At 73.1% G+C, this 23,571-nt stretch carries 18 protein-coding genes; 11 read left to right on the forward strand and 7 right to left on the reverse strand.

The window, feature by feature from the left end:
• Window positions 1-12 precede the first annotated feature (12 nt).
• Together OG552_RS25780 and OG552_RS25785 are read left to right on the forward strand one after the other, a co-directional pair.
• Window positions 13-1,716 carry an NAD(P)/FAD-dependent oxidoreductase gene (locus OG552_RS25780; RefSeq protein ID WP_329136823.1) on the forward strand — a complete coding sequence of 568 codons (1,704 nt, stop codon included), beginning with the start codon at window positions 13-15 and terminating at the stop codon, window positions 1,714-1,716.
• 134 nt (window positions 1,717-1,850) lie between these two features.
• The gene (locus OG552_RS25785; protein WP_329136825.1) at window positions 1,851-3,365 is read left to right on the forward strand and encodes an FAD-binding oxidoreductase; all 1,515 of its coding nucleotides are present in this window, start codon (window positions 1,851-1,853) and stop codon (window positions 3,363-3,365) included.
• Between the two features lie 86 nt (window positions 3,366-3,451).
• Here OG552_RS25785 and OG552_RS25790 read toward each other — a convergent pair whose 3' ends face one another.
• A complete protein-coding gene (locus OG552_RS25790; protein WP_329136827.1) occupies window positions 3,452-4,048 on the reverse strand; it encodes a TIGR03086 family metal-binding protein in 597 nt (198 codons plus the stop codon).
• Window positions 4,049-4,107: 59 nt separating this feature from the next.
• Between OG552_RS25790 and OG552_RS25795 the strand changes: the two genes are divergently transcribed.
• The 3 genes from OG552_RS25795 to OG552_RS25805 all read left to right on the forward strand — a co-directional run bounded on the left by OG552_RS25795 (window position 4,108) and on the right by OG552_RS25805 (window position 6,663).
• A complete protein-coding gene (locus OG552_RS25795) occupies window positions 4,108-4,971 on the forward strand; it encodes a helix-turn-helix transcriptional regulator (RefSeq protein WP_329136829.1) in 864 nt (287 codons plus the stop codon).
• Window positions 4,972-5,015: 44 nt separating this feature from the next.
• Window positions 5,016-5,861, forward strand: a complete 846-nt coding sequence (locus OG552_RS25800) for an SDR family oxidoreductase (protein ID WP_329136831.1) — start codon at window positions 5,016-5,018, stop codon at window positions 5,859-5,861.
• A gap of 256 nt (window positions 5,862-6,117) precedes the next feature.
• Window positions 6,118-6,663, forward strand: coding sequence for a hypothetical protein (locus tag OG552_RS25805; protein WP_329136833.1), 546 nt, complete (start codon window positions 6,118-6,120; stop codon window positions 6,661-6,663).
• Between the two features lie 107 nt (window positions 6,664-6,770).
• On the opposite strand, the gene OG552_RS25810 is transcribed toward OG552_RS25805, so the two are convergent.
• The gene (locus OG552_RS25810) at window positions 6,771-8,108 is read right to left on the reverse strand and encodes a helix-turn-helix transcriptional regulator (protein WP_329136835.1); all 1,338 of its coding nucleotides are present in this window, start codon (window positions 8,106-8,108) and stop codon (window positions 6,771-6,773) included.
• A 156-nt stretch (window positions 8,109-8,264) separates the two neighbouring features.
• On the opposite strand from OG552_RS25810, the gene OG552_RS25815 reads away from it, so the two are divergent.
• Window positions 8,265-9,200 carry an NADP-dependent oxidoreductase gene (locus tag OG552_RS25815; protein WP_329136837.1) on the forward strand — a complete coding sequence of 312 codons (936 nt, stop codon included), beginning with the start codon at window positions 8,265-8,267 and terminating at the stop codon, window positions 9,198-9,200.
• 66 nt (window positions 9,201-9,266) lie between these two features.
• Here OG552_RS25815 and OG552_RS25820 read toward each other — a convergent pair whose 3' ends face one another.
• Entirely contained in the window at window positions 9,267-9,992 is a 726-nt protein-coding gene (locus tag OG552_RS25820; RefSeq protein ID WP_329136839.1) for a siderophore-interacting protein, read from the reverse strand.
• A 78-nt stretch (window positions 9,993-10,070) separates the two neighbouring features.
• On the opposite strand from OG552_RS25820, the gene OG552_RS25825 reads away from it, so the two are divergent.
• The gene (locus OG552_RS25825; RefSeq protein ID WP_329136841.1) at window positions 10,071-12,200 is read left to right on the forward strand and encodes a penicillin acylase family protein; all 2,130 of its coding nucleotides are present in this window, start codon (window positions 10,071-10,073) and stop codon (window positions 12,198-12,200) included.
• Window positions 12,197-12,748, forward strand: a complete 552-nt coding sequence (locus OG552_RS25830; protein WP_329136843.1) for a GNAT family N-acetyltransferase — start codon at window positions 12,197-12,199, stop codon at window positions 12,746-12,748. Before OG552_RS25825 ends, OG552_RS25830 begins: the two co-directional genes overlap by 4 nt.
• Before the next feature lie 64 nt (window positions 12,749-12,812).
• Here the strand turns inward: OG552_RS25830 and OG552_RS25835 are convergent, their stop codons facing one another.
• The 3 genes from OG552_RS25835 to OG552_RS25845 form a co-directional block, all read right to left on the reverse strand.
• A complete protein-coding gene (locus OG552_RS25835) occupies window positions 12,813-14,252 on the reverse strand; it encodes a discoidin domain-containing protein (RefSeq protein WP_329136845.1) in 1,440 nt (479 codons plus the stop codon).
• Between the two features lie 752 nt (window positions 14,253-15,004).
• Window positions 15,005-17,422, reverse strand: coding sequence for an endonuclease/exonuclease/phosphatase family protein (locus tag OG552_RS25840; protein WP_329141130.1), 2,418 nt, complete (start codon window positions 17,420-17,422; stop codon window positions 15,005-15,007).
• 426 nt (window positions 17,423-17,848) lie between these two features.
• The gene (locus tag OG552_RS25845) at window positions 17,849-18,520 is read right to left on the reverse strand and encodes a TetR/AcrR family transcriptional regulator (RefSeq protein ID WP_329136846.1); all 672 of its coding nucleotides are present in this window, start codon (window positions 18,518-18,520) and stop codon (window positions 17,849-17,851) included.
• Between the two features lie 177 nt (window positions 18,521-18,697).
• Here OG552_RS25845 and OG552_RS25850 point away from each other — a divergent pair, with 177 nt between their 5' ends.
• The 3 genes from OG552_RS25850 (at window position 18,698) to OG552_RS25860 (ending at window position 23,165) form a co-directional block, all read left to right on the forward strand.
• Window positions 18,698-20,122: an MFS transporter gene (locus OG552_RS25850; RefSeq protein ID WP_329136847.1), complete on the forward strand. Its 1,425-nt coding sequence runs from the start codon at window positions 18,698-18,700 to the stop codon at window positions 20,120-20,122.
• Window positions 20,123-20,297: 175 nt separating this feature from the next.
• Window positions 20,298-20,990, forward strand: a complete 693-nt coding sequence (locus OG552_RS25855; RefSeq protein WP_329136849.1) for a GntR family transcriptional regulator — start codon at window positions 20,298-20,300, stop codon at window positions 20,988-20,990.
• 303 nt (window positions 20,991-21,293) lie between these two features.
• Window positions 21,294-23,165 carry a serine/threonine-protein kinase gene (locus OG552_RS25860; protein WP_329136850.1) on the forward strand — a complete coding sequence of 624 codons (1,872 nt, stop codon included), beginning with the start codon at window positions 21,294-21,296 and terminating at the stop codon, window positions 23,163-23,165.
• Between the two features lie 122 nt (window positions 23,166-23,287).
• Here the strand turns inward: OG552_RS25860 and OG552_RS25865 are convergent, their stop codons facing one another.
• Window positions 23,288-23,560, reverse strand: coding sequence for a helix-turn-helix domain-containing protein (locus OG552_RS25865; protein WP_329136852.1), 273 nt, complete (start codon window positions 23,558-23,560; stop codon window positions 23,288-23,290).
• Between the last annotated feature and the right edge of the window lie 11 nt (window positions 23,561-23,571).

Below are 23,571 nucleotides of genomic sequence, written 5' to 3' on the forward strand. Positions count from 1 at the left end.
AGGAGTGCGGTCTTGACCACCACAGCAGACGCAGACAAGCAGGTCCCTCCGGCCGAGGACTGGACCACGTGCGACGTGGCGATCCTGGGGTCCGGCCTGGCGGGTTCCGTCACCGCGGCCATCCTGGCCAAGCAGGGCGCGAAGGTGGCGCTCATCGACGCCGGTCACCATCCCCGGTTCTCCGTCGGGGAGTCGCAGAACCCGCAGCTCGTGGAGTGGCTGCACATCCTCGCGGTCCGCTACGAGGTGCCCGAGCTCAAGCACATGCTGGACGTGAAGGCGATCACCGCCAACATCGGCGCCCACCACGGCCGCAAGCAGAGCTTCGGCTTCGTCTCGCACCACGAGGACCGCGAGCCGGATCCGCGCGAGGCCACGATGTTCGTCATCCCGAAGATGCTCACCGAGGCATCGCACATGCACCGGCAGGACACCGACGCGTACTACCTGGCGGTCGCCGCCAAGTACGGCGCCGTGGTGCGCCAGGACTGGCGCGCCACGGACATCGACTTCGACGACGACGGGGTGACCGTCACCGGCCAGAACGGCGAGCGCTTCCGCGCCCGCTATCTGATCGACGCCTCCGGTTTCCGGTCGCCGCTGGCCCAGAAGTTCGACCTGCGGGAGCAGCCCAGCCGGCTCAAGCACCACGCCCGCTCGCTGTTCACGCACTACGTCGGCATCAAGCCGTACGACGACGTCTGCAACTACCCGCCGGAGCTGCGCCCGCCCGCCGAATCCCCCTTCCACGGCGGGACGTTGCACCACATCATCGAGCGCGGCTGGTTCTGGATCATCCCGTTCGACAACTACCAGGACTCCCGGAACCCGCTGTGCAGCGTGGGCCTGACCTTCGACGAGCGGGTCTACCCCCGGCCCAAGGACCTGACCCCCGAGCAGGAGTTCCAGCACTACCTCGACAAGTACCCCGCCGTGAAGCGGCAGTTCGAGGGTGCCAACCGGGTGCGCGAGTGGGTCTCCACGGACCGTATCCAGTACTCCTCGAAGCAGACGGTCGGCGAGCGCTGGTGCCTGATGTCGCACGCCGCCGGCTTCGTCGACCCGCTGTACTCCCGCGGGCTGTCCAACACCTTCGAGGTGGTCGACGCCCTGTGCTGGCGCGTGCTGGAGGCGCTGCGCGACGACGACTTCTCGGTGGAGCGGTTCGCGTACGTCGAGCGGCTCGAACAGGGGCTGCTCGACTACAACGACAAGATCGTCAACAGCTCGTACATAGCGTTCTCCCACTTCCGCCTCTGGAACGCGGTGTTCCGGGTCTGGGCGTGCTTCACCACCCCCGCCACCATGCGCCTGATCCAGGCCCGCCAGGACTACGTGATCAGCGGCAGGGACGACGAGGTCTTCCGGAAGATGGAGAACTCCCCCTACCCGGGCCTGTGGTGGCCCGACAGCCACGCCTTCAAGCACCTCCTCGACGTCACCCACGAGACCTGCGAGCGCTTCGAGGCCGGCGAGATCGACGGCGACAAGGCCGCCGACCTCGTCTTCGAGGCGATCCGGAACTGCGAGTCCGTGAACACGCCCTTCGGCTGGAAGGACTCCGAGGACATCCGCTTCTTCCGGGCGACCACCCCCACCATGATCAAGTTTCTCTGGTGGTGCAACACGCAGGCCCCGCCGGAGATGCGCGACCTCGGCCGGGCCATGGTGGCCGGCGTCGTCAAGCAGGGCGTGCGCGGCAAAAAGGTGTCATGACCGGTGGGGGCAGCCCACCGCCGCCCCCACCACCCACCCCCGGCGCCGGACGCGCCGCCCCCGTAACCCCCGTACCGGGCAGACGGAGCGTCCGGCGCCGGTTCCACCCGATCGATACGACCCCTGGGGCATACGTGATCAGTCGCAGAACCATCCTCGGAGCAGGCACCGCGGCCGCCGCACTGGCCGCATTCCCGGTCGCCGCCGCCGCGCAGACCAAGAGCCCGTGGCAGCAGCTGGCCCGCTTCTTCGGAGGACGGATAGTCCTGCCGTCCGACCCGTCCTATGCCACCGCCAAGCAGCTCGAACTCGGCAACTACGACACGGTCGACCCGCGTGCCATCGCGTACTGCACCAGCACCGCCGACGTCTCGCTCGCGGTCCGCTTCGCCCAGGACAACGCGCTCCCGGTGGCGGTCCGCAGCGGCGGCCACAACTACGGCGGCTACTCGACCGGACAGGGCCTGGTCATCGACGTCTCCCGGCTGAACGCGGTCACCGTCGGCGACGGCACCGTGGACCTGGGACCGGGGGCGATGAACGTCGACATCCTCAGCGCGCTGGCGCCGCACCACCTCGTGGTGAGCGAGGGCGGCTGCCCGACGGTCGCGGCGGGCGGCTTCCTGCAGGGCGGCGGTTTCGGCCTGCTGACCCGGTCCACCGGCATGGCCTGCGACGCGATCACCTCGGCGGAGATGGTGCTGGCCGACGGCCGGACCGTCACCGCGTCCGCCACCACCAACGCCGACCTCTTCTGGGCGATACGCGGCGGCGGCGGGGGCAACTTCGGCATCGTCACGCGCTACCGGGTGACCCCGCACGCCGGCGACCAGATGCTGATGACCAATCTGATCTTCCCCTACGACCGTTCGCCCGACGTCCTGCACGGCGTCGCCCAGTGGCTGGTGGACGCCCCGCGCACCATCGGCGGCGGCGCCTACGTGGTTCAGGCCGACGCCGCCCCCGGTACGGTCCCGGCCGTCAACGTCCTGCTCGCCTCCCGGGGGACCCAGGACGAACTCACCGCCGAGGCGTCCCGGCTGCTCGCGCTGACCGGCGCGGCCATCGCCCGCCAGGACGCCGCACTGACCTACCAGGCGCTGGAGATGCTGATCTTCGGGTGCGGCGCGCTCACCCAGGACCAGTGCCGGCGCTCGGAGAAGACCGCCACCGGTGTCCTGCCCCGTCCCGCCTACGCGCTGGAGCGCAGCCGCTTCGGCGCGGCGCCCTTCTCCGCGGCCGACTGGGCCGACGTGATGGGCGCGTTCGACGCCGGACGCCACACCGGCCAAGCCCGCTACCTCGATCTGCACATGTTCGGCGGCGCGGCCAACGACCCGGCCCGCACCGACACCGCCTACGTGCACCGCGACACGCTCTTCGCGGTCAACTACCGGGTCTTCGTCAACGACCCCGCGGCCGTGACGCCGGAGAACGTGGCGTCGGCCAGGAGCTGGGCCGACAACGGCTTCGCCACCGTCGACCCGCTCTCCAACGGTGAGAGCTACCAGAACTGGATGGACCCCGAACTGGTGGACTGGAAGCAGTCCTACTACGCCGAGAACTACGCCCGGCTGGCGGCCGTCAAGCGCGCCCGTGACCCGTACCGCTTCTTCCGGTTCGCCCAGTCCGTCGGAACCGCCACCTGATGGGTGACCACGCCATGCGCCGCCACCCGGCGCGCGAACGGGAGCGGGAGGCCGGCCGCGGCCTGCCGCTCCCGCCCGACGGGTGGTCAGGGCCGGCGGCCGTACCAGCCGACGAGCCGGTCGATGGCCGGCGCGTCGTCCGGGACCTCGACGACGGGGCCGAACGGCACCGGGCCGCCGCGGTTCTCGGCCGGCACCGCACGCTTCATGTTCGCCAGCGGCGCCGCGAGCATCGCCGGGTCGAACTCGGGCCGCTGGGACGTCCCCTTGGCGATGTCCCAGGTGTGCAGCACCAGCTCGTTGGTGTAGATGACGGCCGCGGCGGCGCCGGGCACCGGACCCCAGGGCAGGGCGACCTGCCGGCCCAGCACGCCCGGGTCCGACCAGGCGGCCTTCAGGTCCTTGGCCGCGATCTGCGCGGCGGCGGACCACTCGCCGTCCGCCGTGTCCTCCGCGAAGTGCGGGACGCTGAAGAACTCGCCGCCGGCGCCGAGCACGCCCACCCGGCGCACCACCGAGACCACGTGGTTGCACAGGTCCCGCACCGAGTAGTCGGGGCAGGGGGTCGCGTTGTCGTACTGGTCAGGTGCGACGGCGGCCAGGGTGGAGACGGCGAGGTCGACGGCGGAGAACAGGCCGGTCACCGGAGAACCGGCGGCGGATTCGTTGGGATTTTCGCTCATAGGCCCAGTCTCCGGGGCAAACAGGCCACCTTCTGTCCGCTTTCCACGAAAGGCTGATCATGAGGGCCGACCGCCTTGTCGCCGCCATCTTCGTCCTCCAGGCCCGCGGCCATGTCACCGCCGCGGAGCTGGCCAGGGAACTGGAGGTGTCGGAGCGCACCGCCCGCCGCGACCTGGAGTCGCTGGCGCTGGCCGGCGTACCGGTGTACTCGCAACGGGGACGCAACGGCGGCTGGTCCCTGGTCGGCGGAGCCAGAACCGATCTGACCGGGCTGACCGCGCAGGAGACCCGGGCGCTCTTCCTGGCGGCCGGGCCGGTCGCCGCGGCCACGCCCGACCTGCGCTCGGCGCTGCGCAAGCTGATGCAGGCGGTGCCCGCGCCGCTGCGGCGGGACGCCGAGGCCGCCTCCGGGGCCGTCTTCATCGACGACCTGGACTGGACGCGCGATCCGCTCAGCGATTCCGACGGCCACCGCGACGCGCTGGTGCGGGCGATCGTGGACGAGTTACAGGTGTGCCTCGGCTACGCGGCCCCCGGCAGGCCGAGCACCAAGGGCACCGTCGACCCGCTGGGCCTGGTCTCCAAGGCCGGCGCCTGGTATCTGGTCGCCCAGACCGACCGCGGCCTGCGGGCCTTCCGTGTGAGCCGGGTGACCTCCGTGCAGTTCAACGGCGAGCCGGTACGGCGTCCGGCCGATTTCGACCTCACGATGGCATGGCGTTCCCTGGCCGCACCGATCGAGGAGCTGATGGCGGCGGCGGCGGTGAAGGTCCGGGAGGAGTGCGGCGAACTGGCCGGGCTGCGGCGCCTGATCGGCTCCGGTCTCCCGGCCGGCGAGCCGGCCCCTGACGGCAAGGCGGACTTCCCCGTGGACGGTGCCGGGATGGACCTCCTCACCGCTCATCTCGCCGCCATCGGCTGACGTTCGATCGACATTCGATTTTCCCGAGAAACAAGGAGTTCATGATGATCATCGTCACCGGCGCCACCGGAAATGTCGGGCGCCCGCTGGTCGCCGCGCTCGCCGAGGCGGGGGAGGAGGTGCGCGCGGTGTCACGGCGTCCCTCCGTCGCCGACTCCCCGTCAGGTGTGCAGTACGTGGTGGCCGACCTCGCCGATCCGCCGTCGCTCGGCGCCGCCTTCGACGGCGGCGACGCCCTCTTCCTGCTGCTGGCCGGGGAACTGCTCGGCGGAGCGGGCGACCCCGCGCAGATCCTCGAAGCGGCCAGGGCCGGCGGGGTACGCCGGGTCGTCCTGCTCTCCTCCCAGATCACCGGCACCCGTCCGGACTCCGGCTCGCACGAGGCGCTCCAGGTCTTCGAGCGGGCGGTGCGGGAATCCGGCCTGGACTGGACGATCCTGCGGGCCGGCGGCTTCGCCTCCAACGCCTACGCGTGGGCCGACAGCGTCCGCAAGGACCGGGTGGTCGCCTGGCCCTTCGCGGATGTCGCGCTGCCGGTGCTGCACCCCGCGGACATCGCCGACGTGGCGGCCGTCGTGCTGCGCGAGCCCGGCCACGCCGGGCAGGTCTACGACCTGACGGGACCGGAGGCGATCACCCCGCGCGAGCAGGCGGCGGCCCTGGGCACCGCCCTGGACGCCGAGGTGCGGTTCGTGGAACTGACCCGCGAACAGGCCGCGGAGCACATGGCCCGGTTCATGCCCCCGTCCGTGGTGGAAGGCACCTTGGACATCCTGGGCACGCCGCTGCCGGTCGAGCAGCAGGTCAGCCCCGACGTGGAGAAGATCCTCGGGCGCCGCGGCCGTACCTTCGCGGACTGGGCCCGGCAGAACGCAGCGGCCTTCGCCTGACCGCCGCCGGGGCCGGCCGCCCCGGGCCGGCGGCCGGCGCCGGTGAGGAGGAATGACGGGCCGGGTTCCGGCGCTGAAGGTGGTGGCCGGCGACCACGGTTCACGGGGTGACCCCCATGCCTTCCCCGAGGGCAGGGGTGGGGGTACCCCCACCCGTCATGGGGGATGCACCGGATAGGAGAGTCCGGCGTGGTGCGGAAGAGTCGGTCACGCACGCCAAGGCCGTCGACGGCCGCCCCGGACCGAGGAGTTGACGATGGCCGTCCTGACCGCACCCACCGGATCACGCAGTGGATCCACGGCAGCGGTCCTCGCCTTCGTCCGCTTCGTGGTCTTCGGCGGCGGGGTGACCCTGCTGGGCAGCGGCGCGCTGCTGCTGGCCGGTGACCGGGTGCCGGTGATCGCGGCCAACGCGGTGGTCACGGTGGCCACCACGGTGCTCGCCACCGAGCTGCACGGCCGGTTCACCTTCCGCCGGGGCGGGGCCAGTTGGAGCGACCACTGGGCGAGCGGGCTCACCGTCCTGATGTCGTACCTCTTCACCACCGGCGCGCTGCTCGCCTTCGACGTACTGGCCCCCGGCGGCGGGGTCTGGGTCCGGCAGGGCGTCTATCTGACGGCTTCCGGCCTCGCCGGCGTCGGCCGCTTCCTGCTGCTGCGGCTGGTGGTCTTCGCGGCCGACAAGAAGACCCCGGCGGTTCGCACCGTCAAGGAGCCCACGGCGGTCGGAACGGACCAGGCCGGCCCGGCACTTCGCCGCCCGCACGGGCTGCGCCCCGAGGCCGTGACCGCAGCGGCATGACGCCCGGGCCGGGCCCCGGTTCCGCCCCGGTCAGGCGCGGGGCCGACCCTGGACGTACGCCGTGCCGACGGGCCCGCGCCCTGGGCCGGGCCCCGGTTCCGCCCCGGTCAGGCGGTGCCGATCGCGTGTACCGGGCGGGTCGGGGGGAGGCCGGCGCGGTGGGCCAGGGCCGCGGCCTCTCCGCGGGAGCCCGCGCCCAGCTTGCCCAGGATGTTCGCCACATGGAACTTCACCGTGGACTCGCTGATGTGCAGCGCCCGGGCGATGTCCCGGTTGCGGCGCCCCAGCGCCAGCTGCTCCAGCACCTCGCGCTCCCGCGGGTGCAGCGACCGCAGCGGCTCCTGGTCCGTCACCGCCGCCGGCTGCGGCGGCTCCAGCGGGAGCGTCACCGTGATGGTCGTACCCCAGCCCGGCAGCGCGTCCAGCACCAGCCGCCCGTCCAGCGCCGTCAGCCGGTCGGTGATCCGGTGCGGTGCCAGCGCGTCACGCGTCAGCAGCCCCGGCCCGTCGTCGCGTACCACCACCCGCAGGGTGTCCTGCTCCACCTGCCAGCTGACATGCAGCCGGCGCAGCCCCTCGCCCTGTTCGAGCATCGCCAGCACCGCGCCGCGCACCGCGGCCCGCGTGGTGTGCGCGACGTCGGCGGGCAGATCGCGGCGCGAGGCCGGCCCGCGCAGGTCGAGCGCGACCGGGCCGTACCGCAGCAGCGGGCGCAGCTCCTCGGTGAGCCGGCCGAAGGCCGCGTCGGCCGGCTCCTCGCTCATCTCGCGGTCCAGTTCCGCACCGGCCCGCAGCCGTACCAGCGCGGACACCGCGAGATCCACCGCGCCGCGCCGGGCCGTGGCGTCGTCGAGCGACGCGGCCCGCAGCGTGCCGAGGACCGCGGACAGCGCCGTCGTATGCGCGTCGGTCAGCTCCGCGATGGCCCGGGCACGGGCGCTCGCCGCGGCCCGCGAGGTGGCCGCCTGGGCCGGCTCCGCCTCCGCGGTACGCCGCCCGGTGTGCACCGTCACCAGGTCCCACAGCCGCCGCACCAGCTCCGGCACCGGCTCCGGCAGCGGTTCGTCCGAGGTGCGGACCACCACCAGCAGCGCCCCGGGCGCCGTCAGCGGATCGGGCGCCGACGCCACCGCGAGCACCGGGCGGCGCGCACCGCCCAGCTCGGCCTCGCCCTGCCACGGCTCGCCCGCCTCGACCCGTACGGACAGCCGGCCCAGCTCGGTGCCGGTGATTCCGCCGGTGACCGCGGTGTCCCCGGCGAACTGCACCGGGGTGAAAGCGCACACCCCGCTCAGCCGGGCCAGCGCCAGATGCGGCACCAGCCCGGCCAGCGCGGCCGACAACGCGGTCATGGTGTCGCAGAGCGGCGCGGAGAGGACTCCCATCGCCAGAGCGAGGGCGTCCTGCGGGCGGTGCCAGCCGTTCGGCAGCGGATCGATGGGCATGCGCTCCACGGTACGGCGAGCATGGGAGGAGCGGACTGTCCGATCGGCCGGGCCGAACCGGCCGAAGGACGGGCCGGGTGACCGGGTCCGCCCGGACATGCTGGACGAGCAACGAGTGAGCCGAGTTCGTTTCTTCTTCGAGGATCGTGAGTAGCCATGACCAAGTCCGTGAAGTCCATCGCCTTCGCTGAGTACGGCCCCGCCGACGTGCTGGTGACGCAGGAGACCGAGGTGCCGGACCCGGGGCCCGGCCAGGTGCGGATCGCGGTGCGCGCGGCCGGTCTCAACGCGCTCGACCACAAGATCAGGGCCGGGTACATGAAGGACGCCTTCCCGGTCGAACTGCCGCATGTGCCCGGCACCGAGGCGTCGGGCGTGGTCGAGGCCGTGGGGGAGGGTGTCGGCGGCCTGGTCGTGGGCGACGAGGTGTTCGGCTGGACGGCCACCGGCGCGTACGCCGAGCTGGCGCTCGCCGCCGCCGAGCGGGTCACCCTCAAGCCGGACACCCTCAGCTTCGAGGAGGCCGCGGCGATCCCGGTGGCCGCCGAGACCTCCTACCGCGCGCTGGAAGCGGTCGGGGTGCGGCCCGGCGAGACGCTGCTCATCCACGGCGCGGCCGGCGGCGTCGGCACCGTCGCCGTCCAGATCGCGGTGGCCCGGGGGGTGAAGGTGATCGGCACCGCGAGCGAGCGCAACCACGAGCACCTGCGGGCACTGGGCGCGACCCCGGTCAGCTACGGCGACGGGCTCGTCGAGCGGGTGCGGGCGCTGGCACCTGACGGGGTGGACGCGGCGATCGACCTGGCCGGCCAGGAGGAGGCGGTGACCGCGTCCGTCGAGCTGACCGGGGGTACGGACCGGGTGGTGGAGATCGCCAACCCGATGGTGTCCGGTCCGCATGGCGTGCGGTTCTCCGGCGGCGGCCCGGCGGAGGACCGCGGCACACCGGCCGTCGAGGAGGCGCTGGCGCTGCTCGCGGCGGGGAAGCTGAAGGTCTCGATCCACCGGACCTTCCCGCTGGCGCAGGCCGCCGAGGCCCACCGGGCCAGCGAGTCGGGGCACCTGACCGGGAAGATCGTGCTCACCGTCTGAGCCGTCCTTCGCCGCCGGCCGTCCGGGGCGGGCCGTGCCGCCGCCCCGCGAACGGCCGGCGGAGGGTCAGGTCGCCTGCCAGTAGCCCATCGCCTTCACCCGCTCCTTGGGGACGCCGAGTCCGGACCGGACGAAGCGGGTGAGCTTCCTTGTGGTGGCGGTGTCGCAGGCGATCCAGACGTACGCCGACACCGGGTCGCCGATCAGGCCGGGCAGTGCGTTCCGCACCTCCGCCACCAGGTGCCCGCCGGCGTCCCGGCGCGGGACCCGGCGCACCTCGTGCCGGACCGGGTCGGCACGCAGTTCGAGGGCCTCGTCAGCCGGGTCGGGGGTCTCGAACCAGATGGTGGCCGGGACATCGGGCAGCGCGTCCAGCAGGGAGTTGACGGCGGGCAGGGAGGCCGGGTCGCCGATGAGGATCAGCCGTGACGGCGGCGGGGCCGGGGCGGTGAAGCCGGTGCCGTAGACGGTGGCGGTGATCGTGTCGCCGGGCTCCGCGGCGCGCGCCCAGTCGGCGGCCGGACCGTCGTGCAGGGCGAACTCCAGCCCGATGGTGCCCTGTCCGGGGTCCGGGTCGGTGATGGTGTACGCCCGCTGGTGCGGCCTGCCCTGGTGCTCGAACCAGAGGCGTACCCACATGGTCGGGTGGGTGCCGAGGGCGGCGAGCAGTCCGCCGTCGGTCAGCCGCAGGCGGTGGAAGCGCGGGGTGACCTGCTGCGTGGCGGTCACCGTGAACGTGAAGTTCCTGGCGCCGATGAGTTTGAGCACCACGCCTTCCCAGCCGTGCCCCATGGTCGTCTCCCTCGCTGCGGTCTCCGGCGTCTGGCGTTGAGTTAGGTTAGCCTAACCTAAACGACAGAGGGAGCCGGAGTGCGCAGCGAGGTCTACCGGGACGACTGGGGGATACCCCACCTCCGGGCCGGGAGCGCCCTCGCGCTCGCCCATGCGCAGGGCCGCAACGCGGCGCACGACCGGGCCTGGCAGATCGAGACCGAGCGGCACCGGGCGGCCGGCACGACGGCCGCCTTCCTCGGACCGCAGGCCGTCGGCTGGGACGTCTTCGCACGGCAGGCGATGATCGAGGACACCGCCCGGCGCTGCCACGCCCGGCTCGACGCGCGGACCGCGCGGTGGGTGGGCGCCTATGCGGCCGGGGTCAACGCCGGGCTCGGCGAAGGGGTGCGGCGCGCACCGGAGTTCGCGGCGACCGGGCTCGCGCCGGGCCGCTGGCGGCCGTGGACGCCGCTGGCCGTCTGGATCTCCACACACATCCTCTTCTCCGGCTTCCCGGCGAAGTTCTGGCGGGACATGGTCGGACGGCGGCTCGGCGAGGCGGCCGTCGCGTACTTCGCCACCGACGGCACGGGCACCGCGGGCAGCAACGGCTGGCTGCTGACCGGCGAGCGGACGGCCTCGGGGGCGCCGCTGATCGCCGGCGACCCGCACCGCCTCATCGAAGCGCCGGGCGTCTACCAGCAGATCCACCTCGCCTGCCCGGAGTACGACGTGGTCGGCCTGGCGGTCCCCGGCGTCCCCGGCATCGCCCACTTCGGGCACACCGGCCACGTCGCCTGGGCGATCACCAATGCGATGGCGGACAACCAGGACCTCTACGCGGAACGGCTCCGCGACCGGGCCGGCTCGCTCCAGGCCCTCGGCCCGGACGGCTGGGAACGGGTCGCCGCCGGTACGCAGACGGTGGAGATCGCCGGTGCGGCCCCGCTGCGCGTACCCGTCCTCGAAACCGCCAGGGGGCCGGTGATCGCGGGCGCGTCCCCGGCGGACGCGGTGCCCTTCCCGGCGGACGGGGCGCGCTTCCCGGCGGGCGGAAACGGTGCGCCGGCCGGCTGGGATGCGGTCAGTCTGCGGTGGGAGGTGCGGGTCACCGGGGACCTGGGGTTCGCCGCGCTGCCCGCGCTGCTGGCGGCGCGGACCGTGGCGGACGTGGGGCGGGCACTGGACGCCTGGGCGGAGCCGGTGAACGTCGTGCTCGCCGCCGACACACGGGGCGGAGTGCTGCACCGGGTGGCCGGGCGGGTGCCGCTGCGGGACGCGGGCAACGGGCTGCGGGTGGTGCCCGCGTGGGAGCCGCGCCACGCGTGGGGACCCACGGACGCGCCCCTGCCCGAGGCCCCGGTCCACGGCGGCTTCGCCGTGATGGCGAACGAACGCGGCCTCGCGGCCCCGCTGGGCGTGGAGTTCGCCGCCCCGCACCGCGCCCGCCGGATCGCCGGACTGCTCGCCGCCTCCCGCGGCTGGACCGCCAAGGAGATGACCGCCATCCACGCGGATACGTATCTGCCCGGCGCCGAGGCGCTGCTGGCCGAACTGGCCGCCCTCACGCCCGCCGCCCTCAGCCCGGGCGCGGCCCGGCTGCGCGGGCAACTCCTGGGCTGGGAGCGCCGGATGGACGCGGACAGTACGGACGCCGCCGCGTACGCCGAGCTGCGGACGGCCGTGGTGCGCGGCCTCGCCGCCCACCCGGCCTTCGCCCCGCTCACCGGACCGCCGCCGTACCCCGGGGTCTTCCAGCCGTGGCTCGCGCCGCTGCCGCGGATCGGGTTCGCGCTGGAGAGCGTGCTGACCCGCGGGCCGCTGCCGGCCGCCGACCGGGCCGCGATCGTCCGCGCGGCCCTGGAGGAGGTGGCGGCCCGACCCGGGCGACCCGCCTGGAAGGACCTGCACCGGCTCGCCGCCTGGTCCGCACTGCCCGGCGCCGTTCTCCCGGCGCCCGGCCTCGGCGGCGACCACGACTGTGTGCTGTCGACCTCCAGCGTCCCCGGCGTCACCCACACGAGCGCACGCGGGTCCGCCGCCCGTTTCGTCTGGGACCTGGCCGACCGCGCCGAGAGCCGCTGGATCGTGCCCTTCGGGGCCGACGGCGTCCCCGGCACACCGCACCGCGACGATCAGCTGCCCCACTGGCTGAGCGGCGAACTCGTCCCCGTGGTCACCGACTTCGACCTGCTGACACTCACCGAGGAGCACCCCACACCATGAGCACCACCACCGTGTACGAGGAGCGCGTCGAGCCATTCGGAACCGTCACACTCGCCCCGGTGCGGCCGGAACGGGACACCGGCCTGCTGCACCGCTGGGTCACCGAGGAGCGCGCGGCCTTCTGGGGCATGCGGGACGCGGACCGGGCCCGGGTGCACGAGATCTACGCCTACCTCGACTCGCTCGACACCCACCACGCCTATCTGGTGTCGCTGGACGGCCGGCCGGTGGCGCTCTTCCAGACCTACCAGCCGCAGGCGGATCCGATCGGTGACTTCTACCCGGTGCGGCCCGGCGACGTCGGAGTGCACCTGCTGCTCGGACCGCCCGACCCCCAGGTGCCCCGCCGGGCCGGCTACACCTCCGCCCTGCTCGGTGTGCTGCTGCGCTTCGTACTGTCCGACCCGGACTGCCGCCGGATCGTCGTGGAGCCCGACGCCCGCAACGACCGGGCCGTGCGGCGGATGGTGCGGACCGGCTTCACCCTCGGCCCGGTGGTCCAACTCCCGGACAAGCGCGCCCAGTTCGCCTTCCTGGAGCGTGCCTGACGGTGATCGCGGCGGGGCGGGCGCCGGCCCTGCGGCCACCGCCCGCCCCGTCACCGCCCGGCTGTCAGCTGCCGAACACCTGGAACTCGTAGAGCGAGTAGCCGTACTGCGTGGCCCGCTGGGTGCCGTTCACCCGGACGTAGCGGCCGGAACCGGAGACGTTGAGCGTCTGGTTGCCGCCCGTTCCGGTGGTGGTGGAGTAGACAGTGGTCCAGTTGGTCCCGTCGTTCGACGTCTGGATCTGGAACGCCTTGGCGTACGCCGCCTCCCAGTTGAGCTTCACCTGGCTGATCGTGTGCGTTCCGCCGAGGTCGACCCGGAGCCACTGCGGGTCGCTGAAGGCGCTGGACCAGCGGGTGGTGGTGTTGCCGTCGGTGGCGGCGGAGGCCGGGGTGCCGGCGTTCTCGGTCGAGGACGCGGTGGTCGGCCTGCCCTGGGCGAGGTTGCTGCCGGCGGGCGGGGGAGTGGTCGTACTGCCGCTGCCCGGGCCCTTGTTGTAGACGGCCACGTAGTCGATGTTCATCTGCCCGCCGCTGACGGTGGCCGCGTTGGGGCCGCCGCCGAAGGCGTCGGGGAAGCCGCCGCCCATGGCCAGGTCGTAGATGATGAAGAACGGGTGGTCGACCGCGTTCGCCCAAGTCGTCGCGTCCACCTGGGTGGAGTTGACGGTGAAGTAGTTGGCGCCGTCGAGGTACCAGCGGATCTGCTCGGGCGAGGTCGAGCGGTCGATCTGCACGGCGTAGGTGTGGTAGCCGGTCTGGCAGCCGGCGCAGGCACGCTCGCCCGAGCCGATGCCGGTGGTCTCGTTGCAGGGGCCGCCCTGGCCGACACCGCAGTGCAGCGTGCCGAAGACCGAGCTGCGGGAGTTGATGTCCTCCAGGATGTCGACCTCGCCGGAGCCGGGCCAGCCCACGCCGGACCGCAGCGTCGAGCCGAGCATCCAGAACGCCGGCCAGTAGCCGGCGCCGTTGGCGGTGGTCAGGTTCGGCTGCTGGATCGAGGACTGCATCATGACCACGCCGCCGGCCGGTGCGCCGTAGGTGGCCGCCTGGGTCTCGATGCGGCCCGAGGTCCAGCCGGACCGGGGGTCGGTGCCGGAGTGCAGCGCCTTGAGCACCAGGTGGCCGTTGCCGTCCTGGTAGACGTTGGCGGTGCTGTTGGTCATCGTCTCGATCTCACCGGTGCCGAAGCTGCTGCCCGGGCCGGTGTCGTACTTCCAGTTGCCGCCGTCCACGCCGGTGTTGGCGGCGCCGTTGAAGTCGTCGCTCCAGGTGGTGGTGAAGCCGGCCGGCGGGGCCGGTACCGCGTTGGGGGCCGCGGCGGCGGCCGGGGTGGCCGCGCCACCGGTGCCGGACGCGGCGGTGAAGCCGGCCAGGCTCAGCGCGCCGACGGTGAAGGCGGCGAGCGTGAGCCGCAGCCGGTTGCGGCGGCGGTGCGGGCGCGGGGCGCCGCTGCCGGGGTCGTGCGCGGCCGGTTCCAGATCTGGTGCGGGTCCGGTGGACATGCGTGGGTCTCCTGTCCGAAGAGCCTGTTGTGGGGGGTGCGGCCGCCTCGGGGCCGTACGGGTTGTCCGGGCCGGCCGCCCGCGGTCGGTGGCCGCGTACGCGGAGCCGGTGAACGGGCGGGTGGGGCGGGCCGGTTGGACGCGTAACCGTTTCCGGCGGCTCAGGGCGCGTGGAGGCGGTGCGCGGTGGCGGCCGTGTGCGCGACGCCGGCCGCGGAGTGCGGCACGGCGGCGGACCGAGCGCGGACCGGCCCGGCGGCGCGCGCCGGGGCCGGCCGGGAAAGACGGCCTGGCATGGCGTTCATGACGTTCTCCTGACCGGGTGGGGGACCGTGTGCAGGGTGGGGGGAAACGGCTGAGAGCGCTCTCTCGGTCAGGGAGTTGTCTAGTGCCCGCACCAACCCACGTCAAGACATCAGCCACAACTCCCACGTCAGCCCCACCCCTCACCCGCGAAAGCGCTTCCCTCCGGGGGCGGACCGGAATCCCCCCGGCCGCCGGGACCGGCGCGGCAGCGGCGTGGCGCGGCCCGTGCTGCGGGCGCGAGTCGGGCGCGGCGACGCCCGCGTCCGCGGGTGCGCGGGGGCTGCGAGCCCCGAGGGCGGTGCCGGAGGTGCGCGGGTGCGGCGGCGAGCCCCCGCGCTACCGGGACCGGCACGGGGGCGGGCGGGGGCAGTGTCCGGGCACGGGGCAAAAGGTGGGGCGGGCCTCCGGTAGGAGGTCCGCCCCGTGGGGTGCCGGCTGGTTGGGGGTTACGGCTTCACGCGGATGATCTGCGGGTCGTGGTCGCTGGTCTGGTTGGCGAACTCGGAGTTGATGTGGACCACGTCGTAGTCCACGTGCTTCAGGTTCGGGCTGACCAGGATGTGGTCAAGGACCTGCGAGTTGCCCTCGAAGACGTAGGAGTAACGCTCCTTCGCCGGGAGGGTGTTGACCAGGTCGGTGAGGACCTTGCCGTTGCCGGTGAGGCTGAGCACCGCCGGCGAGAACTGGTAGTCGTTGAGGTCGCCGAGCACCACCACATTCGCGTGCGGGTCGGCCTGCTCGATCTGCTGCACGAAGTCGTGCTCCAGGATCGCCTGACGGTTGCGCTGCACCTCGGAGCTGCGCACCGGCGGCTGGAAGCGGCTGTCGATCGCCTGGTCGCCACCCTTGCTGTCGAAGTGGTTGGCGATCACGAAGAGCTTCTCACCGCGGTAGGTGAACTCACCGGCCAGCGGCTTGCGGCTGGAGTTCCACGCCGGGTCGTTCGGCGCGATCCGGCCGGGGGAGGCGGTCAGCGCGGTCTTGCTCCCGGTGCCGGTGACGCCGACCGCCGTGGTGGAGTCCCCGCCCGGGCGGTCGACGAACCCGACCGTCCTGGGGTTGAAGAGGAACGCCTGCCGGATGTTGCCGCCCGGCTCACCGCCGTCCTTGTCGTTCACCGGGTCGATCTCGCGCCACGAGTACCGCGGGCCGCCCGCCGCCGCGATCGCGTCGGTGAGCTTCTGCAGCGTCTGGTCCGCGGCCACCGTGCCGTCGTCGGTGGCGCCGTTGTTGTCCTGGATCTCCTCCAGCGCCACGATGTCGGGCGAGCGCAGGTTCTTCACCAGGCCCTGGGCGAGCGCGTCGAACTTCGACTGCGGGTTGCCCGGCGCGAGGTTCTCCACGTTGTACGTGGCGATGGTGGCCTGACCCGAGGAGGGCTTCTCGGTGACCTCGGGCTTGATGCCGCCGCTCTTGACCGTGCCGATGGTGCGGGCCGCGATCGAGTACGTACCGGCGAACTGGTTGTAGTCCAGCGGTCCCGCGGTGGTGCCGCGCAGCGTGTCGCCGACGTTCGCCACCGGGAACGCCTCGGTGGCGGTCGGGATGAGCGACTGCACCATCAGGCGGCCCGAGTTGGGCTCGTCGTAACCGGTGTAGAGGGTCCCGCCGCGCTTGGTCGGATTCTGCTTCGGCTTGACTGTCACCCACAGCTCGCCGTACTGGTCGGTCGCGCCGACCACCCGGCTGTCGCCGATCTGGACGTTCATGCCCTCCAGCGAGGCGTAGAAGTCCAGCGCGTACTCGTCCGGCCGCAGCGGCAGGTCCTGGATGGTGCCGCCGCCGGCGCTCGGTACGAACGCGTCCGGCACGTCGCGGTCGTTGATGACGACCGGCGCGGGCAGCTTGTTGCCGCTGGAGACCACCGTGGCGGTCGCCTTGGTCAGCTCGGTGGTCGACTGCACCCCGGTGTCGGCGCCGCCCGGGTAGTACTCCTGAACGGTGCCGGCCACCGACACGCTGTCGCCGGCCTTCACCGGCGGGGTGGTGGAGCCGGTGAAGACGAAGATGCCCTCGCTGGTACGGGGGTTGGCGTCCGGATGCGGGTCCTGCACCCAGTAGCCCTGCGAGGAGCCGTACGCCCGTACGCCGGTGACGATGCCGGTCGCGCCGCTGATCGCCTTGCCGTTCAGCGGAGAGGTCCGGGTGTCGCCCTGGATGTCGTGGATCTTCGCCTCGGTCGCCGTGGGCGGTGAGGTCGGGGGCGTCGTCGGCGGCGTGGTGGGCGGCCCGGTCGGGGTGCCGCCGTCGCCGCCGGAGTTCTGCGGGGTCGGGTCGCCCGCGGTGAAGTCCGCCGCGTTGTCGTCGGTGTCGGCGAGCGAGGCGTTACGGGCCACCGAGGCGGTGTTGCTCGCCCCGGCGGCGTCGCCGCTGCCCTCGTGCACCAGCGCGGTGCCGAAGCCGACCAGGTCCTTGACCCGTGAATCGGCCAGGCAGTCCGCGGCGTTGAGGCAGGTCAGCGGGTCGCTGCCGGTGACAAGGGCGACCGTGCCGGTGGTGCCGGACATGTTGATGGCGCCGGTCGCGTCCGGCGCCGGCAGCGCGGTGGTGCCGCCGGTTCCGGCCGACTCCTGCACCAGGTAACGGCCGCCCGCGCCCAGCGAGCCGGTCAGCGCGGTGGCCTGCCACTTGGAGGACGCGGTGGGCGCGCCGGGCAGGTACTGGACGCTGTAGCCGCTCAGATCCACCGGTGTGCCACCGGCGTTGCCGAGCTCGACGAAGTCATTGGTGTACGTGGCGCCGGAGTTGCCGCCGCCGCCGTACACCTCGGCGATCAGGGCGTCGGCGGACGGCGACGCCATCGCGGCGTTCACGCTCAGGCCGGCCGCGGCCAGAACGACGGCGCCGGCTATGCCGATCGGCAGGACGCGCTTGCGGAACCGGGCCTGGCCGGGTCTCGCGGGGCGAGGCGTGGCCTCGGAGGGGTGCGACACCGGAGAAGTTCTCCTTCGTGCGGACGACATGACGTTACGGCGGTGCGCGACGGGGTCGGGTACGCACGCGAAGGTGCGAACGGCGCCCCGGTCCACCGCGGTGACGGCGCGTCAGCCCGTGAGGGAACGCGCGATCCCGGCAAAAGATACGCGCGTAGATCGTGCCGCAGAAGGAGTTCTCAGGTTAAATCTGGGTGCTGATCGCGACAGTTTGCCTGACCTCGACGCCTTTCGGTGTTCACTGTCCGACTCGTCCGCGGGAACGGGCGGGCGCTGTCGGGCGCGGTCGGGTGCCGTCGCGTGCCGTCGGGCGCTGCCTGGTCCTGGTCCGTCGTGCCGGGCAGGGCCGGGTCGCGGTCAGACGGCGGCCGGCTCCGGACGGATCCCGCGCATCCCGGTGATGATCAGCTCCACGCCCCGCCGGTAGTACGCCTCTTCGCTCGCGCACTCCGCCAGCGCGTCGGCCGCGGCCACCACATGCGGGTGGCGGCGGGGCGAGAGCGCGAGCAGGGCGGCCCGCCTGGCCCGTACCTCGTCCTCGTGCTGCTCCGGGCCGGCGGCGGTCCCGGTCCTGCCCGGCTCGGAGATGACCAGGGTGACCAGTGAGGCCAGAGTCTGGCAGGCCATCTCGGCGCCCTGCTCGGTGGACATCCCCGCGTCGGCGAGCAGCGCCAGCACCCGTTCGGTGAGGTCGAGGCCGGGCTCGGAGTTCAGAATGCGGGTGAAGAGCAGGATGGTGGCGTTGGGGTGCGGGCGCAGTCCGGCGAGTATCGCGATGAGCACGTCGTTCAGCTGCTCGTCCCACGGCCGGCCGTCGGGGGCGGGGACGGACACGTCGGCGAGCAGCCGCTCGGCGACCGCGTCGAGCAGCCCGTCCTTGTCCTGGAAGTGCCGGTAGAGCGCCATCGGCGTCACGTCGTGCTGCTGGGCCACCCGCCGGACGGTCAGCGCCTCCAGGCCCTCGGCGTCGGCCACCGCCAGTGCGGTGGCGATCAGCTCGTCCCGGTTCAGGCGCCGCTGGGCAGCCATGGTGTCCGCCTTCCGCTCGATCCGTCGTTCCCGCTCCACCGCCCGGCCGCTGGGCCCTGGCGGTGTGTACAGCGTACACATCGGCTGGGGGCCGCCCGGGGTCAAGGTATACGTCGTAAACAACTGCTGTATGGTGGCGCCGTAAGCATACGTCGTATACCTACGTGGAGAAACGTCATGCGACGCAGTCCCTGGGCCACCCTCACCGTGCTGGCCCTCGCCCAGTTCATCGTGGTGCTCGACGTCACGATCGTGAACGTCGCACTGCCCGACATCCAGAGCGACCTCGGCTTCAGCACCGACGGCCTGCAGTGGGTGATCAGCGCCTACACCCTGCTCTTCGGCGGGTTCCTGCTGCTCGGCGGACGCGCCGCCGACCTGCTGGGGTCACGCCGGGTCTTCATCGCCGGCCTCGCCCTGTTCGGCGTCACCTCGCTGGCCGGCGGCCTGGCCGGCTCACCCGGCCTGCTGATCGCGGCCCGCGCGGTCCAGGGCCTCGGCGGCGCGCTGCTGTCGCCGGCCGCGCTGTCCATCCTCACCGTCACCTTCGAGCACGGCAGGCGGCGCAACATCGCGATGGGCGTCTGGGGCGGCCTGGCCGGCCTCGGCGGCACCCTCGGTGTGGTGGCCGGCGGCCTGCTGGTCGACTCGTTCAGCTGGCGCTGGGTGTTCATCGTCAATGTGCCGATCGTGGTCGCGCTGGTCCTTGTCACCCCCGTCTTCGTCCGGCACATCGCGCCGCACCGGGGCAACCGCTCCTTCGACCTGCTCGGGGCGGTCCTCGGGACCGGTGGCCTGCTGGCCCTGGTCTACGGCGTGGTGCGCGCCGAACCCGTCGGCTGGTCGTCGCCCGAGGTGATCGGCTTCCTGGCCGGCGGTGTGCTGCTGCTGACCGGCTTCGTCCTGGTGGAGGCGCGGGCCAAGGCCCCGCTGGTGCCGCTGGGGCTGCTGCGGTCCCGCGCGCTGAGCACCGCGAGTGGCGCGCTGGCGCTCAACGGCGCGGCCTTCCTGTCGATGTTCTTCCTGACCGCGATCTTCCTGCAGCAGGTGCGGGGCGGCTCCGCGCTGCGGGCCGGCGTCGAGTTCCTGCCGATGGGCGGCGCGGCGATCGCCGCCGCCGTGCTCTGCACGCCGCTGGTCGGCCGGTTCGGCACCAAGCCGGTGCAACTGGGCGGCGCGCTGCTCAGCCTCGCCGGGCTGGTGCTGCTCGCCCAGGCCGGCGCGCACGACGGGTACGCCGGCCGGCTGCTGCCCGGACTCATCCTCTTCGGCGCCGGCATCATCGGGGTCGGCGTGCCCGCGCAGATCGCCGCCGTGGTCGATGTCCAGCACCACGAGGCCGGTTCGGCCTCCGGCGTGGTGACCGCCTTCAACCAGGTCGGTGGCGCGCTCGGCCTCGCGGTGGTGAGCACCCTGTCCACCTCCCGGGTCAACGACGCGGTCGCCTCCGGTACGGGGCAGACGGACGCGCTGGTGCAGGGGTTCCACCGCGGGCTGCTGGTGGCCGCGGCCTTCGCCGTGGTCAACATCGCCATCACGCTGGCCGCGCCGCGGCTGTCCCCCGCGCCCGACCAGATCGCCGAGGCCGCGGCGGCGGCCTGACGCGCCCGGTCGGCGCCGGTCGGCGCCGGTCCGCGCTGGTCCCGTCCCGTCCGAACCGGTCCGTCCGATCCCGTCCCGTCCGAGCGCCGACCGGTCGCCCCTGCTGGCGAGTGACCCCCAACCCGCCGGGGTTTCCGCGGTGCCGGTGAGGGTGGCCCGGGCGAGTGTCGGCTTCATGAGAGAGCGCGACAACGAGGAAGCGCCGTCGGTCCGGGCGTACGCGTCGCTGCGGGCGGCGGTCCTGCACGGCGAGTTCCGCCCGGGCCAGGCGCTGAAGCCGCAGGAACTGGCCGGTGAGCTGGGCGTCAGCCTCGCGGTGGTCCGCGAGTGCCTGCTGCGGCTGGTCGGGGAGGGGCTGGCCGAACGGCTGCCGAACCGGGGGTTCGTGGTTCCCGAGGCGGGCGACGCGCGGTGGCAGGTGATCGCCGAGGCGCGGGCGGCGGTCGAACCCACGATGCTGCGCATGGCGGTCGGCCGCGGCGACCTGGAGGGGGAGACGCGGGTGCGCGCCGCCCACCACCGGCTCGCGGGCACACCGCTGTACGAGCACGACGGCGATGTCCACTTCTCGGACGCGTGGGCCGCCGCTCATCACGGGTTCCACCGTGCACTGCTCGACGAGTGCGGCAACGAGGTGCTGCTGGACACCTTCGAACGGCTGTGGACCGCCGGCGAGTTGTCCCGCCGGTGGTCGGCGGTGAGCGCCCCGGCCCGCGACTACCTGGCCGAGCACCGCCGGCTTGAGCAACTGGCGCTGAGCCGGCAGGGCGAGGCAGCCGCCGGCGCGCTCGTGGCCCACCTCACCGCCACCGCCACCGCGCTGACCGAGCGCCCCCCGCCTTCCGGGCACCCCCGGAAGGACGCCTGACGCGGATCGCGAACCCAGCACGGCGTCGGCCGGGGCGGCCGGGAAGTGAGTTGCGTCCGTTCGGAAAATCTTCGAACACCAACTCCTTCCGTGCGCCGTAACGGAACGAATCCGCGAACGCGTACAGCCGTTACCGGTCGTAGAGTGCTGTCTTCTTCCGTCCGATCCACGAAAGGCGGGGGATGGCCTTATCGTTTCGTCAACGGGCGCGAACGTATCGCCGACTCCTGCGGCCGCCCCCGTATGCGCGCACACCGAAACCTCGTGCGGAATCGCAGGTTCGGCCGGGAGGAAAGGACGCCGATGAAGCCCGGCGTGATTCTCGACAACCGCTACCAGATGGTGCGGCTGCTCGGCAAAGGCTCCATGGGCGCGGTGTGGCAGGGCAATGACCTCAAGCTGAACCGGTCGGTGGCGGTCAAGGTCGTGCTGGACCACACCGATCCGGTCCTCGTCGAGCGGATGGGGCGGGAGGCCACCGCGGCCGGGCGATTGTCCCACCCGCATATCGTCACCGTGCACGATTTCGGGCAGGCGGCATATGACGGTGAGACCGCCGCGTATATCGTCATGGAATTGGTCGACGGGCGCCCGCTGACCGGGGTGCTGGCCGACGGAATGCCGCAACTCTCGGTCGCGCTGGACTGGGCCCGGCAGATCGCATTGGCGCTCGGTGCCGCGCACGCGCCGGGAGTCGGCGTCGTCCACCGCGATCTCAAGCCGGACAATGTGCTGATCACCGGAGACGGCCTGGTGAAACTGGTGGACTTCGGCATCGCCCGCTTCATCGGCGAACACGGTGATGAACGGACCCTGGGGAAAAGGGAGTCGGGGACGGCGGCGGTCGCCGGCGCGGCCGGGTCCGTGCCCCCGGCCGGCGCGCCCGCCGGGGACCCGGCCACGGACGGCGCGGGCGGGCCGGGCCGGCTCCCCGTGGCCGGCGGGGAGTTCGTCGAGTACCGCGACGACTGGCAGGGTGACGACTGGCAGGGTGACGGCGGGCCGGGTGATGACGTCCGCGGCGATGACGGCGAGTACGGCGAGCACGGCGTCGTCGGCGAGCACGGCGCGTACGCGGCGCTCGGCGGCCTGGACACGCTGAGCGGCACCCCCGCGTACATGGCCCCCGAGCAGTGCCTGTGCAAACCCGTGGACCACCGTACCGACCTCTACGCGCTGGGCTGCCTCCTCTACGAGATGGTCACCGGCACCCCGCCGTTCGCCGAGGAGGGCTCCCCGCTGGCCGTCGCCGTCGCCCATGTGCACGACGCACCGCCCGCCCCGCGCAGCCGCAACGACTCCCTGTCGGTCGAACTCGACACGCTCATCCTGGACTTGCTGGCCAAGGACCCCGACGCCCGCCCCGCCGACGCGGCTTCCGTCTACCGCCGGCTCGGCGCCATCGCCACCGGCCTGCACGGTGCGGCACTGGCCGGCGTCACCACCCGGCGACCGCATCCGTGCCCCCCGCCTCCCTCGGCCGCCGACGACCCGGGGTACGCGGCGCTCCTGCGGCATTACGGCGGCGGCGACATCGCCGGGGCCGGGCGGCCCCCGGCCGAGGTCGTCCGATTATGGTGGGCCGCCGCCGCGGACCTCACCGAACTGCGCGGCCCGCACGACGAACAGACCCTCACCGCACGCCGCGCCCTCGCCCGGCATGTGGGCGCGGCCGGGGACCACGCGCTGGCCATAAGCCTCTGGCAGGAACTGATCCCCGATCTGCAGTTCGCCTGCGGCCACTTCCACCGCACCACCTTCACCGCGCAGCGCCTGCTCGCCTGGCACTTCGGCGCCGCCGGCCGTCCCGCGGAAGCGGTCCGGCTGCTGCTCGAACTCATCCCGGACGCCACCCGGTTGCTGGGCCGCCGGCACCAGGACGTCCTGGAGGCACGGCGCTTCCTCGTCTGGAACATAGGAGAACTCGGCCGGCACGCCCGGGCGGTACGGCTGCTCAGCAAGCTGGTGCCCGACCTCAACGAGGCGCTCGGCGAGCGCCACGAACACACCCTGGAAGCACGGCGGATGCTCGCCTGGAACACCGAGAAGTCCGGCCACCACGTGCGCGCGATCGGCCTGCTGCGGGACCTGGTCCCGGACGCGGCACGGGCGCTCGGCGCGGGCCACGAACAGTCGGTGGAGGCGCGCCGGCTGCTGGCGGAGTACACCCGCTGAGCGGTCGCGCCCGGGGAACCTGAGGAAGCGGCCAAGCGTCCGGCCGCACCTTCCGGCCGGGCGCCGGGTCGGGCGCCCGGTCGTACCTTCCGTCCGGTCGTACCTCCTGGCCGGGCGTCGGGTCAGGCGGAGAGCGGCGCGCTGAACTCGGGTTCCACCGCACAGGCGGCGGCCAGCTCGTCCATCGAGAGCCCGAGGGCCCCGGCCAGTGCGACCACCGTGAAGAACGCGGGGGTCGGGGCCCGTCCGGTCTCGATCTTGCGCAGGGTCTCCGCGGACAGCCCGGCCGCGGCGGCCACGTCCACCATGCTGCGGTCCCCGCGGGCAGCGCGCAGCAGCGCGCCGAGCCGCTCGCCGCGGCGCCACTCCTCGGGCGTCAAGGGGGTTCTCACCATGGCCCCATCCT

This window comes from Streptomyces sp. NBC_01476 (assembly GCF_036227265.1).
Classification (GTDB): Bacteria; Actinomycetota; Actinomycetes; order Streptomycetales; family Streptomycetaceae; genus Actinacidiphila.

Bases quoted from the DNA above. Each gene is read 5' to 3' on its own strand.
- OG552_RS25795 (WP_329136829.1), top strand. From the start codon at position 4,108: ATGAGGGCCGACCGCCTTGTCGCCGCCATCTTCGTCCTCCAGGCCCGC.
- OG552_RS25800 (WP_329136831.1), top strand. From the start codon at position 5,016: ATGATCATCGTCACCGGCGCCACCGGAAATGTCGGGCGCCCGCTGGTC.
- OG552_RS25855 (WP_329136849.1), top strand. From the start codon at position 20,298: ATGAGAGAGCGCGACAACGAGGAAGCGCCGTCGGTCCGGGCGTACGCG.
- OG552_RS25810 (WP_329136835.1), bottom strand. From the start codon at position 8,108: ATGCCCATCGATCCGCTGCCGAACGGCTGGCACCGCCCGCAGGACGCC.
- OG552_RS25830 (WP_329136843.1), top strand. From the start codon at position 12,197: ATGAGCACCACCACCGTGTACGAGGAGCGCGTCGAGCCATTCGGAACC.
- OG552_RS25805 (WP_329136833.1), top strand. From the start codon at position 6,118: ATGGCCGTCCTGACCGCACCCACCGGATCACGCAGTGGATCCACGGCA.
- OG552_RS25850 (WP_329136847.1), top strand. From the start codon at position 18,698: ATGCGACGCAGTCCCTGGGCCACCCTCACCGTGCTGGCCCTCGCCCAG.
- OG552_RS25820 (WP_329136839.1), bottom strand. From the start codon at position 9,992: ATGGGGCACGGCTGGGAAGGCGTGGTGCTCAAACTCATCGGCGCCAGG.
- OG552_RS25865 (WP_329136852.1), bottom strand. From the start codon at position 23,560: ATGGTGAGAACCCCCTTGACGCCCGAGGAGTGGCGCCGCGGCGAGCGG.
- OG552_RS25845 (WP_329136846.1), bottom strand. From the start codon at position 18,520: ATGGCTGCCCAGCGGCGCCTGAACCGGGACGAGCTGATCGCCACCGCA.
- OG552_RS25835 (WP_329136845.1), bottom strand. From the start codon at position 14,252: ATGTCCACCGGACCCGCACCAGATCTGGAACCGGCCGCGCACGACCCC.
- OG552_RS25790 (WP_329136827.1), bottom strand. From the start codon at position 4,048: ATGAGCGAAAATCCCAACGAATCCGCCGCCGGTTCTCCGGTGACCGGC.
- OG552_RS25860 (WP_329136850.1), top strand. From the start codon at position 21,294: ATGAAGCCCGGCGTGATTCTCGACAACCGCTACCAGATGGTGCGGCTG.
- OG552_RS25815 (WP_329136837.1), top strand. From the start codon at position 8,265: ATGACCAAGTCCGTGAAGTCCATCGCCTTCGCTGAGTACGGCCCCGCC.